The 23,240-nt window shown below is 55.0% G+C and carries 21 protein-coding genes; 18 read left to right on the forward strand and 3 right to left on the reverse strand.

Annotated features, from left to right (window positions below):
- On the reverse strand, positions 1-558 hold the full coding sequence (locus NQU17_02080) for a CYTH domain-containing protein (GenBank protein UUM12369.1): 558 nt from the start codon (positions 556-558) through the stop codon (positions 1-3).
- A 201-nt stretch (positions 559-759) separates the two neighbouring features.
- Here NQU17_02080 and NQU17_02085 point away from each other — a divergent pair, with 201 nt between their 5' ends.
- The 3 genes from NQU17_02085 to sdaAA are packed head-to-tail and all read left to right on the forward strand — an operon-like array spanning position 760 to position 3,931.
- Complete coding sequence (locus NQU17_02085; GenBank protein UUM12370.1) at positions 760-2,349, forward strand: nucleoside kinase; 1,590 nt, start codon at positions 760-762, stop codon at positions 2,347-2,349.
- Positions 2,346-3,023 (forward strand): L-serine ammonia-lyase, iron-sulfur-dependent subunit beta, encoded by a 678-nt coding sequence (gene sdaAB, locus NQU17_02090; GenBank protein UUM12371.1) that lies wholly within the window; start codon positions 2,346-2,348, stop codon positions 3,021-3,023. Before NQU17_02085 ends, sdaAB begins: the two co-directional genes overlap by 4 nt.
- Positions 3,023-3,931, forward strand: a complete 909-nt coding sequence (gene sdaAA, locus NQU17_02095) for an L-serine ammonia-lyase, iron-sulfur-dependent, subunit alpha (protein ID UUM12372.1) — start codon at positions 3,023-3,025, stop codon at positions 3,929-3,931. Before sdaAB ends, sdaAA begins: the two co-directional genes overlap by 1 nt.
- A 336-nt stretch (positions 3,932-4,267) precedes the next feature.
- Here the strand turns inward: sdaAA and NQU17_02100 are convergent, their stop codons facing one another.
- Positions 4,268-4,804 carry a CDP-alcohol phosphatidyltransferase family protein gene (locus NQU17_02100; protein UUM12373.1) on the reverse strand — a complete coding sequence of 179 codons (537 nt, stop codon included), beginning with the start codon at positions 4,802-4,804 and terminating at the stop codon, positions 4,268-4,270.
- A 321-nt stretch (positions 4,805-5,125) separates the two neighbouring features.
- On the opposite strand from NQU17_02100, the gene NQU17_02105 reads away from it, so the two are divergent.
- The 7 genes from NQU17_02105 (at position 5,126) to NQU17_02135 (ending at position 12,271) form a co-directional block, all read left to right on the forward strand.
- Positions 5,126-6,019 carry a YegS/Rv2252/BmrU family lipid kinase gene (locus tag NQU17_02105; protein ID UUM12374.1) on the forward strand — a complete coding sequence of 298 codons (894 nt, stop codon included), beginning with the start codon at positions 5,126-5,128 and terminating at the stop codon, positions 6,017-6,019.
- The gene (locus NQU17_02110; protein UUM12375.1) at positions 6,016-7,233 is read left to right on the forward strand and encodes an MFS transporter; all 1,218 of its coding nucleotides are present in this window, start codon (positions 6,016-6,018) and stop codon (positions 7,231-7,233) included. Before NQU17_02105 ends, NQU17_02110 begins: the two co-directional genes overlap by 4 nt.
- Positions 7,234-7,605: 372 nt before the next feature.
- Complete coding sequence (locus tag NQU17_02115; GenBank protein ID UUM12376.1) at positions 7,606-8,877, forward strand: CBS domain-containing protein; 1,272 nt, start codon at positions 7,606-7,608, stop codon at positions 8,875-8,877.
- Positions 8,877-9,860 carry a DUF1730 domain-containing protein gene (locus NQU17_02120; protein UUM12377.1) on the forward strand — a complete coding sequence of 328 codons (984 nt, stop codon included), beginning with the start codon at positions 8,877-8,879 and terminating at the stop codon, positions 9,858-9,860. Before NQU17_02115 ends, NQU17_02120 begins: the two co-directional genes overlap by 1 nt.
- Positions 9,861-9,894: 34 nt before the next feature.
- Positions 9,895-10,623, forward strand: coding sequence for a 1-acyl-sn-glycerol-3-phosphate acyltransferase (locus tag NQU17_02125; protein ID UUM12378.1), 729 nt, complete (start codon positions 9,895-9,897; stop codon positions 10,621-10,623).
- Positions 10,623-11,327: an endonuclease III gene (nth, locus tag NQU17_02130; GenBank protein UUM12379.1), complete on the forward strand. Its 705-nt coding sequence runs from the start codon at positions 10,623-10,625 to the stop codon at positions 11,325-11,327. Before NQU17_02125 ends, nth begins: the two co-directional genes overlap by 1 nt.
- Positions 11,324-12,271, forward strand: a complete 948-nt coding sequence (locus tag NQU17_02135) for a D-alanine--D-alanine ligase (GenBank protein UUM12380.1) — start codon at positions 11,324-11,326, stop codon at positions 12,269-12,271. The genes nth and NQU17_02135 overlap by 4 nt, the downstream gene beginning before the upstream one ends.
- A 164-nt stretch (positions 12,272-12,435) precedes the next feature.
- Here NQU17_02135 and NQU17_02140 read toward each other — a convergent pair whose 3' ends face one another.
- Positions 12,436-13,476 (reverse strand): M42 family metallopeptidase, encoded by a 1,041-nt coding sequence (locus NQU17_02140; GenBank protein UUM12381.1) that lies wholly within the window; start codon positions 13,474-13,476, stop codon positions 12,436-12,438.
- A gap of 348 nt (positions 13,477-13,824) precedes the next feature.
- Between NQU17_02140 and NQU17_02145 the strand changes: the two genes are divergently transcribed.
- From NQU17_02145 to NQU17_02180, 8 genes are all read left to right on the forward strand, one after another.
- The gene (locus NQU17_02145; protein UUM12382.1) at positions 13,825-15,303 is read left to right on the forward strand and encodes a VanW family protein; all 1,479 of its coding nucleotides are present in this window, start codon (positions 13,825-13,827) and stop codon (positions 15,301-15,303) included.
- Positions 15,304-15,726: 423 nt separating this feature from the next.
- Positions 15,727-16,665, forward strand: coding sequence for a MoxR family ATPase (locus NQU17_02150; GenBank protein ID UUM12383.1), 939 nt, complete (start codon positions 15,727-15,729; stop codon positions 16,663-16,665).
- Between the two features lie 24 nt (positions 16,666-16,689).
- Positions 16,690-17,814, forward strand: a complete 1,125-nt coding sequence (locus NQU17_02155) for a DUF58 domain-containing protein (protein ID UUM12384.1) — start codon at positions 16,690-16,692, stop codon at positions 17,812-17,814.
- Positions 17,801-19,981, forward strand: coding sequence for a DUF3488 and transglutaminase-like domain-containing protein (locus tag NQU17_02160; protein ID UUM12385.1), 2,181 nt, complete (start codon positions 17,801-17,803; stop codon positions 19,979-19,981). Before NQU17_02155 ends, NQU17_02160 begins: the two co-directional genes overlap by 14 nt.
- A 288-nt stretch (positions 19,982-20,269) precedes the next feature.
- Positions 20,270-21,094: a Cof-type HAD-IIB family hydrolase gene (locus NQU17_02165; protein UUM12386.1), complete on the forward strand. Its 825-nt coding sequence runs from the start codon at positions 20,270-20,272 to the stop codon at positions 21,092-21,094.
- Positions 21,091-21,555 (forward strand): tRNA (uridine(34)/cytosine(34)/5-carboxymethylaminomethyluridine(34)-2'-O)-methyltransferase TrmL, encoded by a 465-nt coding sequence (trmL, locus tag NQU17_02170; GenBank protein UUM12387.1) that lies wholly within the window; start codon positions 21,091-21,093, stop codon positions 21,553-21,555. Before NQU17_02165 ends, trmL begins: the two co-directional genes overlap by 4 nt.
- 92 nt (positions 21,556-21,647) lie before the next feature.
- The gene (locus NQU17_02175) at positions 21,648-21,935 is read left to right on the forward strand and encodes a hypothetical protein (protein UUM12388.1); all 288 of its coding nucleotides are present in this window, start codon (positions 21,648-21,650) and stop codon (positions 21,933-21,935) included.
- A 37-nt stretch (positions 21,936-21,972) separates the two neighbouring features.
- Positions 21,973-23,181: a 6-phosphofructokinase gene (locus tag NQU17_02180; GenBank protein ID UUM12389.1), complete on the forward strand. Its 1,209-nt coding sequence runs from the start codon at positions 21,973-21,975 to the stop codon at positions 23,179-23,181.
- Positions 23,182-23,240: the final 59 nt, after the last annotated feature.

The raw sequence follows: 23,240 nt of genomic DNA on the forward strand, positions 1-23,240 counted from the left end.
TCATTTTAAAGCGATGTTCATGGCGTTTCGGCGCTTTTCCATGATTTCCGTCATAGTCATGGATGTTGTGTCCGTCATGGCATAACCCAGCAGTTCGACAATTTCGCGCAGCTCTTCCTCGTATTGCGTTTCGATTTCCAGGAGCGGGAAAGGATATTCCCGGTCTTTCACATCATCGATCTCAATGAGGGAGTGTTTGTAGAGATAGCTGATTCGATCCTTGATCAGGATCTTGCGCACGATCAGTCCCAGACCCGTAAAGATGCCGTGGCCAGCCTGTGCATCTTCGATTTTGGTTTCCCGCTCATCCATGATTTTGTACTTTTCCTGAGAAAGCATGGTTTTCAGCGTCATATAGACGGCTTCCCGCTGCGTGATCCGATCTTTGATCTCCCGGATGCGGGCATAGCCTTTTTTGCCGAGCAGGCGCAGATCGGGATAATCATAAATGGTATTGACCTGCGCTTCGTCCTTCACCAGCTCAGCGCCGATTTCGCGGAGTCTGGCCAGGATGCCCGCCTTGTCAATATCCAGAATCTTCACTTCGATTTCGTTCATGGAAGTCCTCCTTGTCCCTGGATGGACCTGTTCGAATACTTACTACCATTCTAGCATTGAAGGAGGATCTTCATTCTGAATATTGTGTGAATTAAAGTGATAAAAAAACGGATCGATGGCGGTCACACTGACCCAGAACCACTGACGGCAAAGGGCGAATCGAGTATAATGAACCTAATACTCATCCATGGAGGTAACGCAGTGAATTATCGTGAGATCTTAAGAGAGAACGGCTATGACGGCCTGCCAATGCTGATCCGAATCGGCGATGAGTTTGTCGAACTCAGCAAGGAAGTCCTGGATGAAACCATGGACTACAAGGTAGTATCCACGGATCATCCATCCGGGAACCGGGCCTATGAAAGAAGCATCTGCTTCCTCATGATTCGTGCGCTGAAACGGCTGGATCCCGACGCCACCGTCATTATTGAGCATTCGATATCGCGCGGTCTGTTCTGTGAGCTGAAGGGGTTGCCGGTGACCGACGCCGTACTGGCGGATCTGAAAGCCGAAATGACTGCTCTGGTCCGGGAAGATCTGCCCATCATCCCGAAAGTAATGGAAAAGACCGAAGCGCTGCGCCGCTTCCGCGCCAGCCGGCGGCCCGAGGTCGTCAAGCTGTTTGAAGGAACGGATTTCAGCGAAATCAAGCTGTATGAACTGGACGGTCTGATCGGGTTCTTTTACGGGCCGCTGGCGGCGAATACCGGAGATCTGAAACTGTTCGACCTGATTCCCTATAAAGCCGGCTTTGTCCTGATGTACCCCTCGCAGACCATCCCGGACCGGGTTCCCGAGTTTTACTCTCAGGAAAAACTCTATGAGATTTTCCGTGAAACCGGGGAATGGGATGCCATTTTAGGGACCTCATTTCTTGGCGAACTCAATCAGGCGATCCGGGAAGGGGATGCCAAGCGCCTGATCGGAGTGTCCGAGGGGCTGCATGAAAAAAAGTACGCCCACATCGCGGACCGGATCAAGCAGAAGGGCGATGTCCGGGTCGTGCTGATCGCCGGTCCGTCCTCTTCCGGCAAAACGACCTCGTCCCGCCGGCTGGCGATCCAGATGATGGTCAACGGCATGAAGCCCTATCCCATCGAAATGGACAATTATTTCGTGGATCGGGACAAATCGCCGGTTCTGCCGGACGGGACCTTTGATTTTGAGTCCATTCATGCCATACGGCTGGACCAGTTCAGTGAGGATATCAGCCGCCTGATGGCCGGCGAAACGGTGCGGCCTCCGGTGTTTGACTTCAAGCAGGGGCTCTCCCTGCCGGGGGACCATGAACTGACTATCCCCCCTGACGGCATCATGATTATTGAAGGCATTCATGCCCTCAATCCGGAGCTGCTGCGCAATATCGAAGACCGCTTCAAATTCAAGGTTTATGTCAGCGCGCTGACCCAGCTCAACATGGATGCGCACAACCGCATTTCCACTACCGATGTCCGAAAAATCCGCCGGATTGTGCGGGATCACCGCAAGCGCGGCTGGACCTCGGAACAGACCCTGGATCTGTTTACCCGGGTTACAATCGGCGAGAAGAAGAACATATTCCCCTTTCAGGATCAGGCCGATGAAATGTTCAATACCACGCTGGTTTATGAGCTGCCCATCCTGAAAAAACACGCTTTGCCGCTGCTGACCTCGATTGCCAGTGATTCCCCGGTCTATGACGAAGCGCGGCGCATTACCGCCATGCTGAACTTTGTCGAAGACCTGCCCGATGAGCTGGTGCCTGCCAACTCCATATTAAGAGAATTCATAGGAGGAAGTTTTTTCGATTGAAGAAATATCGTTTGTTCGACATTCTGGGACCGACCATGATCGGTCCCTCCAGCTCACATACGGCCGGTGCGGTTAAGCTGGGCCGGGTCGCCCGGGCTCTGGTGACGGGCCGCATTGTCAAAGTTGAGTTTCATCTCCATGGCTCCTTCGCCATGACTTATAAGGGACATGGCACGGATCGAGCTCTCCTGGCCGGACTCATGGGCTTTTCCACCTGGTCGGAGGACATTAAGGACGCACTGTTCATTGCCAGAGGCCGGGGCATTGAGTTCAGGTTCATCCCTACCGATCTGGGGGACGTTCATCCCAACACCGTGCGCACCATTGTCACCGATGAGGCGGGCAAAGAATACTCCATTACCGGATCCTCCATCGGCGGCGGCAATATCCGCATCATTGCCATCAATCGCGATGAAGTGGATTTTACCGGGGACTACCCAACCCTGATTGTCCGCCATACGGACGTGCCGGGAGTGATCGCCCAGGTCACCCGCTCGCTGTCTGAGTCCAACATCAACATCGCGTTCATGAAAGTGTTCCGGTCCTCGCGCGGCCGCGGCGCCACCATGGTGTTTGAAACGGATGAAGCGGTGACGGAATCGGTTCTGGCGGAACTGAGAACCTTGTCCGGGGTATCCATGGTCAGCTATCTGAACCTGCAGGAGGTGGAGTAATGTTTCCGCAATACGCGCATGAACTGCTGAAAATCTGTGAAGAGGAAGGGATTCATCTGGGGGAAGCCGCCATCCGACATGAGATGGAAGAATCCGGTGTGAGCCGAGAAGAGGTCCGGTCGGATCTGGCGGAGGTTATCCGAGTGATGAAGGTCGCAGCTACCGAAGGAAAACGCCGTCTGGTATTTTCTCTGTCCGGACTGATCGGCGGCGACTCCACCAAAATATCCGCCTATGCCAAAACCGGGCAGGCGATCAGCGGCAGCGTCATGACCAATGCCATGGCTTTTGCCATGAGCTCCTCCGAAGTCAACGCGGCCATGGGCCGCATTGTGGCAGCGCCGACCGCCGGTGCCTGCGGCATTGTCCCGGCCATCCTGAAAACATTCGCCGATGAACGGCAGTGCAGCGAGGATCAGCTCATCGATGCGCTGGCCGTCGCCGGCGCAATGGGCATCATCATCGGGCAGAACGCGACGATCTCCGGTGCCGAAGGCGGCTGTCAGGCCGAGACCGGTTCCGCTACGGCCATGGCCGCAGGCGCGGCAGTTCACCTGCTGGGCGGAACCCCCGCCATGTGCCTGGATGCCGGCGCCATTGTCTTCATGAATATGCTGGGACTGGTCTGTGACCCGGTGGCAGGTCTGGTTGAGATCCCCTGCGTCTACCGCAACGCCCAGGGGGCTGTCAACGCCCTGACCACGGCCGATATGGTCATGGCTGGCGTCCGCTCGCGCATTCCCTTTGATGAAGCGGTGATCGCCATGTACGAAGTAGGCCGTTCCATGAACGAAAACCTTCGGGAAACCGGCATCGGCGGAATCGCCGGCACACCCACCGGAAAACGGCTCAAACAGATGGTATTTGGCGAGGCCGAGATCCACGAAGTCCATAAAGACCACAAATAGCCAAATTCCGGGATTCAATCGATCCACTGGAACTGGCTGCATGAAAAAAGCGAAGCGTTCATTGTACGCTTCGCTTTTTTGAGCCCCGATCAGCCGGTTTTTTTCGAAAATAGAATAATTGCGCAGAGCGGTCAAAGGCGACTGGTCGGTCAGCGGGTCCTCACCAGGCAGATCAGCGTTTGGGCGACCGGGCACTCAGCAAATCAGACACTGGATCGGGACCGGAGAGATAGATCTCAAGCTCAGGCAGTGCGCCTGGTCCGCGGCAAAGCAGTGTTCCGGGATGCTGGGTGAAGCGTCATCCGGTGCTGCGTCCCGGGATCCGGCGAAGTTCGGTTACTGCTTGCGAAAGCGCAGCTGACTGGACATGAGCCAGGCAAAGAGCAGCATCAGCAGCAGCATGGGCGGAGCCGGATCGATTCCCTGGTTCTTCATAAACAGGGCAACCACAACCAGGGCTGGTCCGGCCACCGTTACCGGAATGCCGGTGAAATATCCGTCAAATTCGCTGGAGTTGTAACGGGCCAGGCGAAAGGTTGAACTGATGCAGTACAGGATGGGGATCAGAGTTCCGAGCACCGGAATCTGGCTTAGCTGAAACTGCTGATAGAGAAGAATCGCAGGTGCCACTCCGAAAGAGACATTGTCCGCCAGGGAATCCAGTTCCCGTCCGATCAGGGACTCGGCATCAATCAGTCGGGCAATCCGGCCGTCATAGCGATCCACAATGCCAGCTGCCAGAATGAACAGGCCGGCATTTCCGTAGCGCCCGGGCAGGATTTCCATCAGGGCAGCCACACCAAAAGCCAGGTTGAGAAACGTCAGGCAGTTTGGGACATGGGACTTGCAAAAAAAACGTTCTTTGAAATTCATAGTTGCATCCTCCGAATTCCTATTCTAGCATATTCCCGTGAAAAAAATAACCTGATGCAATCAATCGATTGCTTCAAACTGATTCGTTTAGATTGAGGGCTCCCTTCCAGATTTTAGGAACGAATCAATGGAAGTGAGAGACCGCTGGGACAATGCGCTGACTCCACGACCAGGAATGCTCGGAAGAGCTGGGCGAGGGGATTTGTGGTAAAAGATTGAATTTTTATCAAACAATTCGACCCTTCCGGCATTTGCGTGTAAAATGAAGTTAGAATAAAGCAATGGCCTTGTCAGGCACAGATTTTGCATGAGGTGATTGTGATGAAACGCGTTAAGTTTTTATATAACCCACAGTCCGGAGACGGCAAGATGCGCAAGCAGCTGGATGTTGTCTTCTGGATGTATCAGAAGTACGGCTATCAGGTCGATGTCTTGCGGCTGGATGAAAATTCGCAGGAGATGGATCTGTTTCCTGAACCGGCCGATACGTATGATCATATTCTCATCGCCGGCGGCGATGGAACCTGCGATATTATTGTCAATGAAATGCTGGCTCGAGGCATTGAGACGCCGGTGGCATTTCTGCCCATGGGCACATCCAATGATTACGCAACCTACATCGGAATGACTCAGAATGTCGAGGAATCCCTGCGTCAGATTCTGACCTTGCCGCCGCAGCAGATGGATCTGGGCAAAGTCAATGACCGATATTTCCTGAACGTCTTTGCCGGTGGTTATTTTACCGATTTTGTGCAGCGGACGGACAATGATCTGAAGACCAGCATCGGATATCTGGCCTATGTCCTGAAATCCTTTGAAGTGATGCGGGAGCTTCGGACCGTCAAGGTCCGGATCACGGCCAAAGAGGCGCAGTATGAGGGAGATATGCTGTTCTGCACCGTGTTTAACGGCATCAGTGTCGGCCGGATGAAACTGGCCATGGAGTCCCGCGGCAACGATGGACTGCTGGATGTTATCGTGCTCAAGACCACTCAGATTACGGAACTGGGCCCGACCTTGATCAAAATTCTGCGGGGGGATGAAAGCGCGCTGGCGGATCCCGGCGTCCTGTTCTTCCAGACCAAGGATGTAACCATTGAATCATTGGAGCCGATTCCGACGGATGTAGATGGCGAGAAAGGCCCGGAACTGCCGGTTCGCATTGAATGCGCCAGCAATCGTCTGACCGTGCTGGGCGTGAGTGCTCACTTATGATGGGCAAGGTGGATCGTACGGGAATTTACTCCCTGATCCAGGCACTGTACTGGATGATCTTCTGTCTGGTGATCGGCTATGCTTCCGTATTTCTTCTGGAACGCGGATTCTCGGCCACCGTCATTGGCCTGTTACTGGCCCTGGGCAATATTCTCGGGGCGCTGCTGCAGCCCCTGACAGCGGACTTTGCCGACCGCACGGAACGCCTCACGCTGAGCCAGCTCATCGGTGGACTGGGTTTCCTGATGATGGCAATCAGCTTTTGGATCGGAGTTCCCAATACCCGGGGAACTTCTTTTCTTTATGTCCTGCTGATTGCGCTGACTACGCTCCTGATGCCCCTCGTCAACGGCGTCGGCATGTATTTCAATGAAGGCGGCTCGACCTGCAATTACGGCGTTGCCCGGGCTATGGGATCTCTGGGATTTGCCGGAACCTCCGCTTTCATCGGCTGGTTTCTGCAGGCCTGGGGCGCGGCCCGACTGCCATTGATCACTTCATTCCTCACAGCTGTTCTGATTCTGGTGACGGCCCTGGTTAAAACCCCTCACCTGGAACTGAGTGCAGAGGACACACCGGATTCGGCGGCAGACATCGACAGCGGTTTCTTTCAGCGCTACCCCGGTTTTTTCCTGGTTCTGGCCGGCGTGGTCCTGATTTTCAGTTTCCATAACATCACCAGCACCTATCTGATTCAGATGATCCGCCACGTCGGCGGCAATGAACAGAATCTGGGACTGACCCTGGGGCTGGCGGCCGTCCTGGAGCTGCCCGCCATGATTTTCTTTACCCGCTTTGCCAGCAAGGTTTCTTCCGAGGGCGTGATGAAGCTGGCCGCGCTTTTCTGGATCATGAAGGCTTTGGCCTATGTGCTGGCAGGCAGCATCGGACAGATTTACGGCGTTCAGGTGCTGCACGGACTGTCCTTCGCGCCCTTCATGCCGGCCATCGTCTATTACAGCCGGGAACGGATGCATCGCAGGGATCAGGTCAAAGGTCAGGCTATGATGACAACCGCCAATACCCTGGGCGGCGTGATTGGCAATCCCGCCGGAGGCTTTCTGTTGGATCAGGCAGGCGTCCCAGCCCTGCTTCTGGCAGGTCTGGGCCTGACGGTCGCCGGCGCTGCGGCGATGATCCGCGGAATCGGACTGGGGAGGGTGCCTGCATCGTTTGGTCCGGTGGGAGAAGAAAAACAAAAAGATTTCCGCTAGAAACCGTTGTCCTTTCGGACAACTGGTTTTTTCTTGCGGCGATATCATCTATAATTAATTCGAATGGTTCTGCAGGCATTATGAAGCCGGTGGCTGGACCGAACAGTCCGGTGACTTGCTTTCATGGCAAGGGCAGGACCTGTTGGTCCGAACAAGCAGAGAATATGCGTACCAAAATCATAGGAATGCCTGAACCGGCGGACGGCAGGTCCCCTGGAAAGAGCCAACAAGCAGTACAAAATAACGATCAGATCAGATGAAAGGAAGTGGGAGCTCGTGGATAGTGGGCCTGGCAGTAATCAACGGAACATAATCAGCACGGGAGGCTCGCACAGCAATCCTCCCGGTTAATAGTATCGAAGGAGGAATGTTATGGAACGACTGAACCTGATCTACTTCTCATCCATCCTGAATCGTCCCATCAAGGATGAAACGGATGATACGGTGGGCATCCTGAAAGACATCTACATCAACCGCGGACAGGGCTATCCCAAGGCCATCGGCTACAAAGTCGACAAGTCCGGGGATATCTACAATTACGAGTTCAAGGACATCGAATTTTACGAGGATTCCCATGGTCGGGTGTCCATCGAGGTCCGGGGAGCCCGGGACATCATCCCGCAGAGCTTCTCGTTTCTGATTTCAAAAGACATCCTGGACAAGGAAGTGGTTGACGTCAACGGCAAGCGCAGTTTCAAGGTGCATGATGTCCGCATGGTCCAGCTGGACGACGGACTGCGGCTTTTGGCCATCGACAAGTCCAGAAACGGGTGGGCCCGGCGCAACGGCCTCTCGACCCTGATGAAGGGCTGGAACAAGGTGTCGGGCCAGTCGACCAGTGAATCCCTGATTCTGTGGGATGACGTGGAAAGCCTGAAGGAATCGAAGAACCTGAAGGATACGCTGAAACTCAGCGTACCTTACCAGGAGCTGTCCACGCTGCATCCGGCGGATCTGGCCGATGTTCTGGAAGAGGTCGAATCCCATTACCGCAATCTGGTGTTTGAGACGCTGGATGAGGAACTGGCGGCCGATACCCTGGAAGAAATCGAAGCCCCCGGTGTTCAGGCCGAGATCCTGTCAGCCATGTCGGAAACCAAAGCGCAGGAAATACTCGAAATGATTCCCAATGATGAAATCGCCGAAATTCTTGAGGAAATGGACGACGAGGCCAAGGCAAAGATCCTGTCCAACCTGGTCTATGACGATGCCACGGAAGTTCAGGAAATTTTATCTTATTCCGATGAGGAAGCCGGCTCCATTATGGCCAAGGAATTCCTGTCATTTCTTGATTCGCTGACCGTTCGGGAGGCTCGGGAGATTATCCGCGTGCTGTCCGACGAATACGATTCAGACGAAATGTACTACATATTTGTCACCGACCAGATGGGCGAACTCATGGGCTTCATCTCCATGAGCGACCTGATTCAGAATGCGGACGACGCGCTGCTGCGGGATATCATGAACACCCGGGTGGAGGATGTCAACGCCAGGGATCATGCGGAAACCGCGGTGGATCTGGCGATCAAGTACGAACTGCTTCAGATCCCGGTGGTGGACGATGACAACAAGCTGGTGGGGGTCATCAATATCCACGATGTCATTGATGAGTTCCTGGCACCGCTGTGGAAGCGGAAAAACTGATGAATGATCAATATGCCGGCGATTCTGATACGGTCCGGGACTTGAAGGCGCATATCGAAAGCCTGGGCCTGGATCTGTACGGCTTTGCCAGCGGGGAGCGGATCCGGCACTTTCAGCCGTACTATGACGAGCGGCCCCGCGAGACCGTCTCGCCATTTGAAAGCGGAGACCAGGAGAGCCGCTGCCAGCTCAGCGGATCGTTTCTGTCGGTCGCATTTCCCTATGCCCATGAGCTGACCTGGCCCCGGGATGCCCATTTTTCCGTCTATGTGAGGGGCAGGGATTATCATCAGGTCGCGGCCGGGTATCTGGAATCCATCTGCTCATTTCTCCGGGAACGGGGATATTCGGCGCAAGCCTATGTGGATTCCAATGAACTGCCCGAGCGCCTCATTGCCGCCCTGGCAGGACTGGGCTGGCTGGGCCGCAGCGGCCTTTTGATCACGCGCCGCTACGGCACCTATGTGTTTCTGGGAGAAATCCGTACGAATCTGTCGCTGCCGCCCAGCCAGACGTTCGTCGCGCCGGGGGACTACAGCGCCTGCGGTGACTGCACCCGCTGTCTGAAGGCCTGTCCGGTCGGCATTCTGGGTCCCCGCTACGTGGAAACCAGGCGCTGCCTGTCTTCTGTAACCCAGCAGAAGACTCATTCCCCGGAGGAACTGCTCCTCCTGGACGGACGGCTGTTCGGCTGCGATACCTGTCAGCGAGTCTGTCCCTGGAATCAGGAGAAAGCCGGACTGGGTCTTGCTCCGTTCAAACCATATGACCATATGGTCCGGCCCGATCTGGAACAGCTGGTTCATCTGTCCAAAGCGGAGTTTCGCAGCCTGTATGCTCCCACCAGCGCGGGCTGGAGAGGAAAGGCAGTACTGGAAAAAAACGCCCTGGCCGCGCTCCATCGCCTGGGACGACTGCCGCAGGAACTTGACCCGGCTTCCCCGCTGGTCCGGGCAGTTTATGATAAACTAAAAGAGATTTAACGCCCGTCGTTCGGGCTGACAAAGAGGTAAACCAATGAAATTACTGGATCTATTAGCCCTGCTGCCGCAGGGACTGCAGCTGAAAATTGCCAATGCCTATATCGATCGCGAACTGAAGCGCAAGGTGAAACTGACCGTGCGCGGGCAACATCATCTGGATAACCTGCAATCGCCCTGTCTGTTTGTCGCCAACCATTTGTCCAATCTGGACGGAATGGTCCTCATGCGTTTTTTGAAAAAACAGTTTGATCCGCATTTTGTGGCAGGCATCAAACTGTCCAATGACCGGTTTACGAATCTGTTCAAGTCCCTGATCAAGACCATCAACATCAAGCCCAATTCGGCAGATCTGGAATCGCTCAAGACCATTATCAACACGCTGAAGAACGGCGAATCGGTGATGATTTTCCCGGAAGGAACCCGTTCGAGAACCGGTTCAATGATCGAGGCGAAAAAGGGAATTACCCTGATTGCCCGCATGGCAAAAGTACCCATCGTCCCCATCGCCCTGATGGGGACAGAGCAGGTCGTACCGATTCATCCATCCGGTCGGATGGACCAGGAGCGGATTCATCCCGGCACGGTGGAAATCGTGGTAGGCGAGCCGTTCCATCTGACGAAGAAGAGACCGGCGGAAGATAAGCACGAGTACGATGATAGGGCGCTCCGGGATATTATGAACCACATCGCCGCCAACCTGAGACCGGAGTATCGCGGCGTTTATGACGGAGTGGTCGATGCGGATTCGACACAGGTCGAGTAATGCGCAAGAAGGAGAAGGAAATTATCCGGTTGCTGCAGGAACGCTATCCCGACGCGGCCTGCGAGCTGATCCACGAGACGCCGTTTCAGCTGCTGGTGTCCACCGTACTGTCAGCTCAGACCACAGATGTTCAGGTCAACAAAGTCATGCCGCCGCTGTATGAAGTGCTGCCGGGGCCGGAGGACTGGCTGAACCTGTCCCAGGAAGAAATTGAAGAACGGATTCGCACCATCGGCCTGTATAAGAGCAAAGCCAAAAACCTCTACCGGCTGGTCCGCGATTTGATTGACCGGTTTGACGGACAGGTGCCCCGGACCATGGAGGAGCTGATCACGCTGCCGGGAGTCGGCCGTAAAACCGCCAACGTCGTATTGTCCAATGCCTATGGCGTACCGGGCATTGCGGTGGATACCCACGTCTTCCGGCTGGCCAACCGGATTGGCATCACGGATGAAAAAGATGTGGAAAAAACAGAGCAGGCGCTCATGAAAGCCCTGGATAAAAACGTCTGGATCATGGCCCACCACCTGCTGATTTTTCATGGCCGGCGCACCTGCTTTGCCCGCAACCCGCAATGTCATGAATGCACCATACAGGACTACTGCAAATATTATAAAGACATCACCCGCCAGAGCAAACCGCGCCGCCTGAAAAAAACGCAGGCAACCCAGGATCTGGCGGAAGAAGCAAAGGAGCTACTATGAAGATCGGGGTATTGATGGGTGGCATCTCCACCGAACGGGAAGTGTCCCTGAAAACCGGGGAAAACATGTTCAACAGTATCGACCGGACCAGACATGAGGCGAGCCGCATCATCCTGGATTCCAAGGACGATGTCATGGAAAAATGCCAGGGCATTGATTTTGCCCTGCTGGCCCTGCACGGCAAGTACGGCGAAGACGGGCAGATCCAGAGCATTCTCGATGCCATGGGCCTCCCTTATTCCGGATCAGATGTCAAAAGCTCAGCCATTGCCATGGACAAGGATCTGTCCAAGGTCATCCTGCGCGGCCGCGGCGTTAATACGGCAGACTGGATTGTCATTCACAATGAGCAGGAGATTGCCGCACTGGCAGCTCCCTTCCTGAAACACAAGAAAAAAGTGGTCGTAAAACCGAACAGCGGGGGTTCTTCGGTCATGACGTTCATCTGCGACGAGGAATCCGTCATGGCGGACTGCATCAGGAAAGCGCTGCTGATCGATCACGAAGTGATGGTGGAAGAATTTATTTCGGGCGTGGAGATCACCGTGCCGATCCTCGATGATGAGGTACTGCCAACCATTCAGATCAGCTCGCCCACCGGATTTTTCGATTACACCGCCAAGTATCAGGATGAAGCCCACGGCGGAGCCACGGAAGTCATCATCCGGCTGGACGATGAGCTGCAGCAGCAGGTGAATCAGATGGCACTGGCCACTTACCACGCCCTCAAGTGTTCTGTATATGGCCGGGTGGATTTCATTCTGCATGACCGCACGCCCTATGTTCTGGAAATCAACACCCTTCCCGGCATGACGGCCACATCGCTGATTCCGCGCAGCGCGAAGAGCATCGGACTGGGTTACCAGGAACTGGTGGAGAAGATCATACAGGTTTCCCTGGCCCGGCGTGATTTCGAGCGCTCCCTGGACACGCGGGAGATCTAAGCCGAAGCCCGGTTTCTGATTTCCATCAGTACAAACCGGAAAGAGCAGCCCTCAAGACGCGACGCTCTTAAACAAGCCATAGAAAATACAGCTCTGCCGCTGAGCGGCAGAGCTGTATTTTCTTGGTGGTGTACGGTATCCGAAATTTGCAGATCTTCGCTTTTTTAGCGGCTTTCCGGGGCAAGACCGGCCCGGGCGTAAGCCAGAACGAGATCCAGGGTTGCCTGCATGGAATCGATGTGAGTGCGTTCATAGCCATGGGAGGCAAAAACACCGGCGCCGATGAGACCGGTGCGGAGATCGTGGCCCGCTCTCAGCGAGGCGGAGGCATCGGATCCGTAGTAAGTGTAAATGTCCACTTTGTAGGGAATGGCTTGATCCTTGCACAGCTTCACCATTCGTTCCTTGATGTCCAGATCGTAGGGACCGCTGGAATCCTTGGCGCAGATATTGACGGCAAACTCGGAGGAGTTCTGACCGTTGCCGGGTGCTCCCATGTCAACCGCGATGAATTCACGGACCTGGGAGGGAACGCCGGCGGCTGCGCCGTGACCGACTTCTTCGTAGGTGGAGATGAAGAAATACAGGGTATTTTTGAGGGTTTCAGCCTTCAGGGCCTGAATCGCTTCCAGGAGGATGGCCACGGAAGCTTTGTCATCCAGATATCTGGTCTTGATAAAACCATTGGGGAGAGCCGCAAAGCGGGGATCCACGAACACAAAGTCACCCACCTCAATCCCCAGTTTTTCAGCATCTTCCTTGCTTTCTACCTTCTCGTCCAGGATCAGTTCCGTGGTGTCCTGGGTGCGTTCGGTTTTGGATACATCGCCGCCGTCAATATGCACCGAGGGCTTGGTTCCCTGGAAGGTTCCGCTGATGCGGCGGTCCTCGGCGGTGCGAACCAGACAGTTCTCAGCATCCAGACTGATCCAGGGGCAGCCGCCCAGCATGGAGACTTTCAGCCGGCCGTTGCTCTTGATTTCCTTAACCATGGCTCCCAGGGTATCGACATGAGCTGAGAACAGAATGGCTTCTTCAGACTGTCCCGGCAGCTTGGCCAGGATGGCGCCTTTATTGAGCCGCAAGATTTCCAAACCTGATTCTTTGATTTTTCCTTCGATGTAGGGCAGTATTTCGCGGTCATAACCGGTCGGGCTGGGTATTTCAATCAGCTCGCGCAGTTGTTCAATCATTTGGTTGTTCATATGTCACCTCGAGTTTGAAATTGATTTCTCTGTCCATTATAGCAAACGGCGGATGAGTGAAAAGGCATTTCCTGAGGGCACTCCGTCTGGTATTCGGCTTCCCGGAGGGCACAGGGTGTCTTCCGGGAAGCTGGTTTGCCTGTTGTCCCAACGGTAATTTGAAAACCGGAAAATATCTGTATAATAAATTATATAAACTGTCACTTTGTAGTTCTTTAGTAACAAATTCTTGAACGTACAGGAGTATATTGATAATATAATAATTCTTCGATGGACTTCGAGTGGGCTGCCCAAGCGATCCATTGGTTGTGATTTGCATTTATTCTATGTTATTGGAGGAGATCACCAGTGAAACCTGCTCGTATTTTGACACTTACCATTCTTTGCGGCGCTCTTTTGAGCGGCTGTCAGGGAATGAGTTCCCTCATAACCGGTCCGCAAGGGTCCTCTTTGCCCGGTCAGACTCAGGGATCCGCTTCGGGGCAGACTTCAGCTGCCGGGACGATTCCGGGTCAGCAGACTCCGGGTCAGACCTCATACCCTGCCAGCATCCCCGGATCGATTCCCGGAACCATTCCGTCGACGACACCCGTCGCTACCAAGTCGGAGTCAGAACTTCTGGTGGAGCAATGGGGTGAAAAAATCTATCCCGGGATCATTATTTCCGGCATTAAGGTGGGCGGGCTGACCTATGCCGAAGCAGAGGCCAAAGCCGATGAAATCACCACCCGGGTTCTGGCCCGGACGATTCCGTTTACGGTGGGAACCAGGAAATTTGCGCCAACCCAGAGCCAGCTCGGGCTGAGTGTTTCGTTCACCGCGGCCCTGGCTTCCGCCCAGGCCGCCTACCGCGATCTGAGCGTGGAGGAACGGGCACAGATGATCCGGACGGCTCCGGAGCTTCGCTTTGAACTTGAATTGACCATGAATGACGGCGTCCTTTCAAACTATGTCAATAAAGTTGCCGATCAGGTCTACCGCAAGGCGACCACTCAGGTTACCGGGCTGAGCCTGCTCAAGCAGACCCTCATTGACAAGCTGGACGGCATGATTCGTTATACGACCAAGTCCTCTGCCAGCTTCAAGGCATCGGTCAAGACCACGCCGAAGCTTGTTGCCGGAGTCAAGGAGGGCCAGGCGATTATCGCGAAGGGTACCTCCCGCTACAGTGAAAGCCTGATTCCCCGCGCCCATAATGTCCGGCTTGCTACCAAACGCATCAACGGCACTGTGGTTCAGCCCGGAGAAGTCTTTTCTGTGCTGCGAACCATCAAAGCTCCGATCGTTGCCAACGGTTACCGGATCTCTCAGGTTTATTCCGGGGACAGTCTCGTAGAGGGCTCGGGCGGCGGTGTCTGCCAGGTTTCATCCACTCTCTACAATGCGGTGGTGCGGGCTGGTCTTGAGCTGGTGGAGCGCCACACCCATTCCTTCTCCGTACTCTATCTGCCCTATGGCATGGACGCCACAATCTATGCGCCGTCGCTTGATTTCAAGTTCCGCAACACCCTGGATTATCCCATTACCATCAAGGGAACCGCGGTGGACGGCCGAGTTACCTTCAGTATTATCAGCGACGAAGACGCCATGGGCGGCATCAGTTACAAGTTCACCCAGACCAATATCGTGGAAGGGGAGAAGCATTGGAAGATCAAGTACACGGATGATCTGGACAAAGGCGAAGAGGAAATTCTGGTTTATCCCCATCCCAAAGCGTCTGTCACCGTCTGGCGCAAGACCTACAAGGACGGCAAGCTGATTAAAACCATCCTGTGGGATAAAGTCAGCTACCGGGAACTGGTCGGAGTCAAGCGCGTCGGCCGGTAGCAGTTGATCACCGGGCCGAACCGGATCCAGATTCAAACTTTTTGTAAATACAGGAGCAAAAGACTTTCGATCCCTCATTTCACAGGGTTCGGAGGTCTTTTCTCAAGACCGGGTTTCTTTGGCGGACAACAGCGCAACTGCTATAATGAAGGGGAAAACCTTCTTTGGAAGGAACCGGGCAAAACCCTGCATAAGTGAGGGAGCCCGGAGACCGGATCCCGTACCATCCATTCGGAACGGTCTGCCGCCCGCGGTCCTGTTGTTCGATTAGGGGAGCTCGAACTCCTATTTTCTTTGATGCTCCCGCTCTGTTCCGTCTATTGTCTATCATGATCTGCTGCCTGGTGACCAGATCTCCCCGGGGAGTGCTCCCTGGAAGCTGACGTCACTATACCTTCTGCCGCATGAATTGTGCATTAGAGGATGAACGCATTGGAAAATATCATCGTACAGCGAATTTTAGCCAACGTCCGCAAGGTCATCGTCGGCAAGGACAACGAAATCATCGATATCCTCAAAGGAATCCTCTCCGGAGGTCATATTCTGATTGAGGATCTCCCGGGCCTGGGCAAGACGACCATTGTCAAAGCCCTGGCGCGTACCATGGACCTGAGTTTCTCCAGGATTCAGTTTACGCCGGATCTGCTGCCGTCGGATATTACGGGCATCTCCATCTACAACCAGAAGGAGATGAACTTTGAGTTTCGACCCGGTCCGGTGTTTGCCAATCTGGTCCTGGCCGATGAGATCAACCGGACCTCACCGAAAACCCAGTCCGCTCTGCTGGAGGTCATGGAGGAAACCCAGGTTTCAGAAGGGGCTGTGTCCTACCAGCTGGAGAAGCCGTTTGTGGTGCTGGCAACCCAGAATCCCATTGAGTATGAAGGGACCTTCAATCTGCCGGAAGCCCAGCTGGACCGGTTTATGATGAAGACGTCCATTGGCTATCCCGATAAGGAACAGGAGATGAACATCCTGAAGAATTTCCGGGTGAGGAATCCGCTGGATGAGCTGGAGCCGGCTGTGACCCGGCAGGATATTCTGCACCTGATGGATCAGGTGCGCCAGGTGGAAGTGGCTGACGCCATCAATGACTACATTGTGCGGCTGGCGGAAGAAACCCGGACGTCCAATTACCTGACCATCGGAGTGAGTCCCAGAGCTTCGCTTGCCCTGATGCGCCTGTCTCAGGCTCAGGCGCTGATTAAGGGGCGGGACTATGTGATCCCGGAGGATGTCAAATACAATGTCATGCTCTGCTTCCCTCACCGGGTCAAGCTTTCCTCCCAGGCCCGCGGCCGGACCCTGACGGAAATCGACGTCATCGCCGCCATTGTCAATTATGTCAAGGCTCCCCGCTAGCGCGGCGCGGTCAGAGGAATCGCTATGAAAATCGATCTTCGTTATGTCTTTGCGGCCAGTCTGGCAGTGCTGTTTTCTCTCAGTGTGGGCGGCTATGTCGCCAATACGCTGGCGATGCTGTCCGTTCTTCTCCTGGCGGCTTCCCTGCTGCAGATCCTTTTGTTCTCCCGAGCGCTCCGGGTGGAGCTGGTCGAACCCCAGGGCAGGCTCGAAGCGGGAGAGAAAATCCGCCTGGCCATTAATCTGGAAAATCGCGGGTTCATGAACATACCCTATATCCGGTCCGACGCGGAGCATCTGGGGGATCACCGGGTGATCTCGATTCCGGCCAGAGACCGGGCCAGTCTGCCCTATGACTTTCGTCCGCAGGTGCGTGGCATCCTGGATGTGGGCACCGTTGAAGTCGGCGTTTCGGATGTCTTGAATATTCTGACCCGCCGCCGCCGGATCGAAACCCGTCCGGTCAGAATCTATCCGGCCGTCCGCTCGGACCGGACCCGGGAACTGGCGCTGGATACCGTGGGCGAAGGGTCTTTGTTCCGGACGTATTCCCGGGAAAATCCCTATGTGGTCCGGGAACTGCGCCGCTATCAGCCGGGGGATTCCTTCCGCAAAATCAACTGGAAGGTGTCGGCCCGATACAATGAACTTCTGGTGCGCCGCGGCGAGACCACTCAGGAGAAGGACATCCTGATCATTCTGGATATGAACGAAAAGATCCTGCAGATGGATCCCGAGGGGATCTATGAAAACACCCTGGTGACGGATGCGCTCAGCCTGTCGCGAGGGCTGCTGGAAGAAGGGATCCCCCATGGCTTTATCCGCACAGATTCAAGACATCCCTTCTTTGATATTTCGACCATGGAAGTGTTCAGCCAGCTGGAAGAGGATCTGCTGACACAGAAGGCCGATGCCCGGGAACCGCTGGCGGAGTTCATCGCGGAGAAGAAGGAGTTTCTCCATGAGCGGGGGACCCTGCTGTTTTTCACCCGGCCGCTGTCATCGGATCTGGAAGCCTGTGAACAGCTGATCCATGAACGCAACGAAGTGGTGGTGTTTGCACCTCAGCTTGGAAAAAGCGGGGCGGAGCTGTCGGGCAGCCGCCTGATTCTGAAGGAACTGGAGGGACCCGGCTATGAAATGGCTTAAGAAAAACCGGGTGAAAGTGCTGGTCCTTCTGATCCACAGCCTGATGCTGACCAAACTGCTCCTGGATGCCTATGAGGTGCGCCGCACGGATCCCTTTGGCTATCTGCCGCCGCTTCTGGGCGTGGCGATCCCTGTGCTTCTGATCGGCATCGGCCTGGCCGGTCTGCTTCGCGACCTGAAGCCGGTTTATGGATTGTTCCTTCTGATCGGGGCACTCTTCCTATGGCAGACCTATCATTATGACACCGGGGAAATCATCCGCTCGGTTCAGGGCATCAACGACAAGCTCAGCGCTTCGCGCCCCCTGGTTTATCAGGATTTTGCCTATCTCCTGGAAAATATTGTGATCCTGGTGCTGGCGCTGTCCTTCCTCACGATCTATGCCTATCCCTGGAATCTGCTCCTGACGGATCTGGCATTCCTGTTCTTTTTATGGGCGGTGGACAGCCTGACCGATCCTGCCGCCGTCCTGACGTCCTTTGTCTTTCTGTGGGCGTTTGTGCTGGTCCATGAACGAATTCTGGCCCGTGACGCCGAGTACGCGACGTTCCGGGTTCACCGGATTGACGGGCGGGCGCGGATGCTGCAGGGAATTGCCATCGCGCTCTGTCTGGGACTGATTACGATGAGTGCGGTCCCCGAGCGCAAGGGGACCTATTATGAAAAAATCTGGATGAAAGCCAATGATTACCTTATGCAGGATGATTTTCTGCCGGGCAATTATTTTCTGGATGCCTTTTCTTTAAGCCGAACCGGTTATCAGGACTCCTCCACCCGTCTGGGCGGAAATGTCACGCTGGATCAGACCATTGCCCTGCGCCTGGCCGAGGACATCCCTGAGTACCTGCGCGGCAATACCAAGCGGGTCTATACCGGCCGCATCTGGGAAAAGAGTGATTTTCTTTACCGAACGGACAACGCCGCCTCCAGCCTGGTGACCCAGGCCTACCGCAGCGCGGCGCAGAAACGACTGACTGTCCTTCCGGAGGAACTGCTGACCTCCTCGCTGTTTGTTCCGGTTTATCCCGGATCGGTGACACTGTCTGACCGAAGCCGCGACAACCGCATCTATTACAGCATTCAGGACCAGACCTTCATGGTCAGCGAAGAACAGGCTGACCCCTATACCGTGGTCTACTATGACCAGGAAGCGGTGGAGGACTATGCAATGGCCGCCGTCGATCCGGCAGTGCCGGAGGACCGGCGGGATTACCTGCAGCTGCCGGATACCATAACCCAGCGCACCGTTGACCTGGTGGAAGACATTGTGGGGGATCGGGAGGATCCGGCGGAAAAGATGCTGGCGCTGACCACCTATCTCAGGGATAATTATGAATACACGCTTTCCCCGGGCTCGTTCCCGGAGGGGGATTTTGTGGACCACTTCCTGTTTGAGGTCCGGGAAGGGTACTGTGTTTACTATGCCACGGCTCTGACCGTAATGCTGCGGATTGCCGGGATTCCGGCCCGTTATGTCGAGGGATTCCGGGTGTCGTCGGAAGTGGACACCCAGGGCAATCGCCTGGTGCGGAATTCGGATGCGCATGCCTGGGCTGAGGTTCTGACCGATCCGGAACGCGATCTCTGGACGATCTGGGATGCCACGGGGACTGCCCGGGAACACGGGCAGACCGGCGGTGGCACCGGTTCGAATCCAACTCCGACGGAACCCGGCGGGACGCCTGCAACGACTCCGATCCGAACCCTGGCCGAGGACACGCTGCCCGATACCACCCCGGGCAACGGAGCCGCCCCCACGCCAGGAGAAACCACCAGTGAACGGAACCTGCCTCCCTGGCTGTCTGTTTCCTGGATCGGACTGATCAGCCTGGGCGGACTGATCCTGTGGAAAAAACAGCGTGTGAAGCGACTGCTGGAAGATCCCGGGGATCAGGCTTTCCTGGACTTCATCATCCGGCTGCTGAAGGAATCCGGTCTCGAAATCACCGAATCCCAGACCCTGTCCGAAATCAGCCGGCGCATTCCCGATCATGAACTGCAGCGTCAGTTCATCCGGTACGGGGAAGCTCATTATAAGGCACGCTACGGGTCGACACCCCACAGCGTTGCGGCCGCCGTTCGGGCCCGGCTTCTGGAGGAGACCCTGCGCTATCACCGAATCACCAGTTCCAGACCGCGCCATCTGCTGCGGCGCTGGATCCTGTGATATCACTGAAGCCGTCCTCCGGGTCCAGGGAGCTGAATCAGCAGGAAACTCAAACCTCCCTGAACCGTCAGACTGGTCAGGAATACCAGGGCAGCCGGCATCAGTACAACAGGCTCGAGGACATCAGCGTTGCAGATGACAAAAGAACTAGCTGATTAAGGCAATGCCTTCATTCAAACAACGATCTGCAGGGCGAATATCGATCTGCAGGACACCTAATGATTTGCAGGACACATCGAGACCTGCAGAGACAAAGACCTAAAAACACGAGAGGAATCAAGAACAACTATGGTAAAACTGATCTGCCTGGACATCGACGGAACCCTCCTGGATCCGGAACTGAACATATCAAGGGAGAACCGGGAGGCAATCCGCCTGGCGCAGGAGCATGGCATCGCTGTTACGCTCGCTACGGGACGAATGTTTGCCTCTGCCCTGATTTACGCCAGAGAGCTTAAGCTTGATGTGCCGCTGGTGACGATGAACGGAGCCCTCATTAAGCATCCCTTCACCCAGGCCAAGCTGCATGAACTCCGCCTGGGCAGGCGGGAGCTGGGTGAGGTGATCGCGAAGATTACATCGGCCGGATATCAGCCCAATTTCTATGATGAATTCAATCTGTATGCCGGCAGCGGCTTGCAGCGCTATTACGACAACCGCATTCTGGCCAGCCTGGATCCAAGATATCGCATTGTGGAAATGGGGGGAGAGTTCTCCTACCAGGATCTGATGGACCGCTACGGTGATCAGGTGCTGAAGGGGATTTTCTTCCCGTCATTGGAGGATACGGAGCCCCTGCGGGCTGCTCTTCAGGAGATCGGCTCCATCGCGGTGGTATCCTCTGCTCCCACCAATCTTGAAATAACGCATCACGAGGCCGACAAGGGCCGGGGGATCCGGCTTCTGGGAGAATCCATGGGGATCAGCCCTGAGGAAATCATGGTGATCGGGGACTCGGAGAATGACCGCACGATGCTCGAAGCGGCCGGCTATTCGGTTGCCATGGGCAACGCCTCAGCCTCAATCCAGGCTGCGGCCAAATTTGTGACTTTGGACAATACTCAGCACGGGGTGGCTCGCGCCATCCGGGACATCGCTCTAGGAGGACTATGATAAATATCGTATTGTACCAGCCGGAGATTCCGCAGAATACCGGCAACATTGGCAGAACCTGCGTCCTGACCGGATCCCGGCTTCATCTGATCAAGCCCCTGGGATTCGAAATTTCCGACAAGCAGATCCGGCGGACCGGTCTGGATTACTGGAAGGATGTGGATCTGGAAATCCATGAGAGCTGGCAGGATTTTTGCGCCAGGTATCCTGAGGCAGTCATCTATGCCATCAGCACCAAGGGCAGCCAATATTACCATGACGTTGCCTATCAGGATGGGGATTTCATTCTGTTCGGGCGGGAATCCAGCGGACTGCCGGATGAAATCCGAAACAGCCTGGCAGACCGTCTGATCCGACTTCCCATGATCCAGACCAGTACCCGGTCGCTCAATCTCTCTAATACCGTGGCAGTTGTTGCCTATGAAGCGATGAAGCAGCTGGGCTTTCCTCAGATGAAGTAGCCTGTATCCTTTCTTGAATCGATGAAGTCCCTTGTGGAAGCCTCTCGAACCGCTGATACACTGAACTCGAGCAGGTGAAGCAGGTCAGGCAGGTGAAAAAGGTCGAGCAGGTGAAGCAGCTGAAGCAGATCAAGCAGCTGAAGCAGATCAAGCAGATCAAGCAGATCAAGCAGCTGAAGCAGATCAGGCAGATCATGGAGATTATTGAGATGATTCAGACTGTTGCGGCTGCTGTCTCAGTCAGAGGAAAAGTAATTGATATTCTTCGGAAACAGCGCGCGAGCAGGATGGTATGGGTTTCCCGATTGAAAGAATTCGTGACAGAGTTACTCAGCTATTGTATGATTAATGTATATACACAAGATTCATCGCAATATTAGTAACAAATTATATCAAAAGATGAGAAGGAAGAAAAAAATGGGAAATAATTTATTGATTGCTCAATCCGGAGGTCCGACTTCGGTCATCAACGCTTCCCTGGCCGGAGCCATCCGGTCAGCGATGGCCAGTCCGGCTATCGGCAAGATTTTTGGCGCGCTGCACGGTCTGGAAGGTGTGCTGAAGAATCAGATTATTGATGTGGAGAGCGCCTTTGCCCAGGAGGAGGCTTTTGAGTGTCTTAAGCGGACTCCGTCCATGGCGCTGGGCTCCTGTCGCTTCAAGCTGGCCAAGGAACCGGATGATAACTATGAATCCATTGCCCGCCGTCTGCGGGAGCTGGAAATCGGCTATTTCATGTACATTGGCGGCAATGACTCCATGGATACGGTGAACAAGCTCTCCAATTACTTCGAGGAATCGGGGATGGAGATCAAATGCATCGGCATTCCCAAGACCATAGACAATGACCTGGTGGAAACTGATCACACACCGGGATATGGCTCTGCGGCCCGATTCGTCGCCCACAGCCTGCGCGAGATCTTCTGTGACGCCTCGGTGTATGACCGGAATTCCGTCACCATCGTCGAGATCATGGGCCGTAACGCCGGCTGGCTGACCGCCGCGTCGGTACTGGCCCGGAATGAAAAGTTCAATGCGCCGCATCTGGTCTATCTGCCGGAAGTTCCCTTTGACCGGGAGCAGTTCGTAGAACGTATCAAGGAGCTGTCGCAGCAGCAGAAGGTTATTGTCGTGGCCGTCTCGGAAGGCATTAAGTTTGCATCCGGTGAATATGTCAATGTTCAGCCCAAATCGGAATTTGATTCCTTCGGCCACGCCGCCTTGTCCGGTTCCGGACGCTACCTGGAAGACATTGTCCGCAAGGAGTTCGGATTCAAGACGCGAACCATTGAATTCAGCCTGTTGCAGCGGTCGGCCGCCCACCTGTCCTCGGATGTGGATGTAGAAGAAGCTTATGCCTGCGGCGAGAAGGCCGTGGAGTGTGCCGTGGCCGGAATGAACCGTGTCATGGTGACGATGCAGCGAGTCAGTTCCGATCCTTACCGGGTAGACTATGTGCCGATGGATGTGGCCAGGATCGCCAACCGGGAGAAACCGATTCCCCGGGAGTGGATCTCCCCGGACGGTACGGACCTGACACAGGAGTTTGTGGACTACGCTCTGCCGCTGCTGGGAAGCGATCCGCTGCCGGAATTCTTCCTGTTCGACAAGAGCAAAACCCTTTGAAAACAGGGGGAATGAACAGCAGATTTTTATTATTTGAATCATAATAATTTGAGAGGGAG

This window comes from Clostridiaceae bacterium HFYG-1003 (genome assembly GCA_024579835.1).
In the GTDB taxonomy this organism is placed as follows: domain Bacteria; phylum Bacillota; class Clostridia; order Clostridiales; family Clostridiaceae; genus JG1575.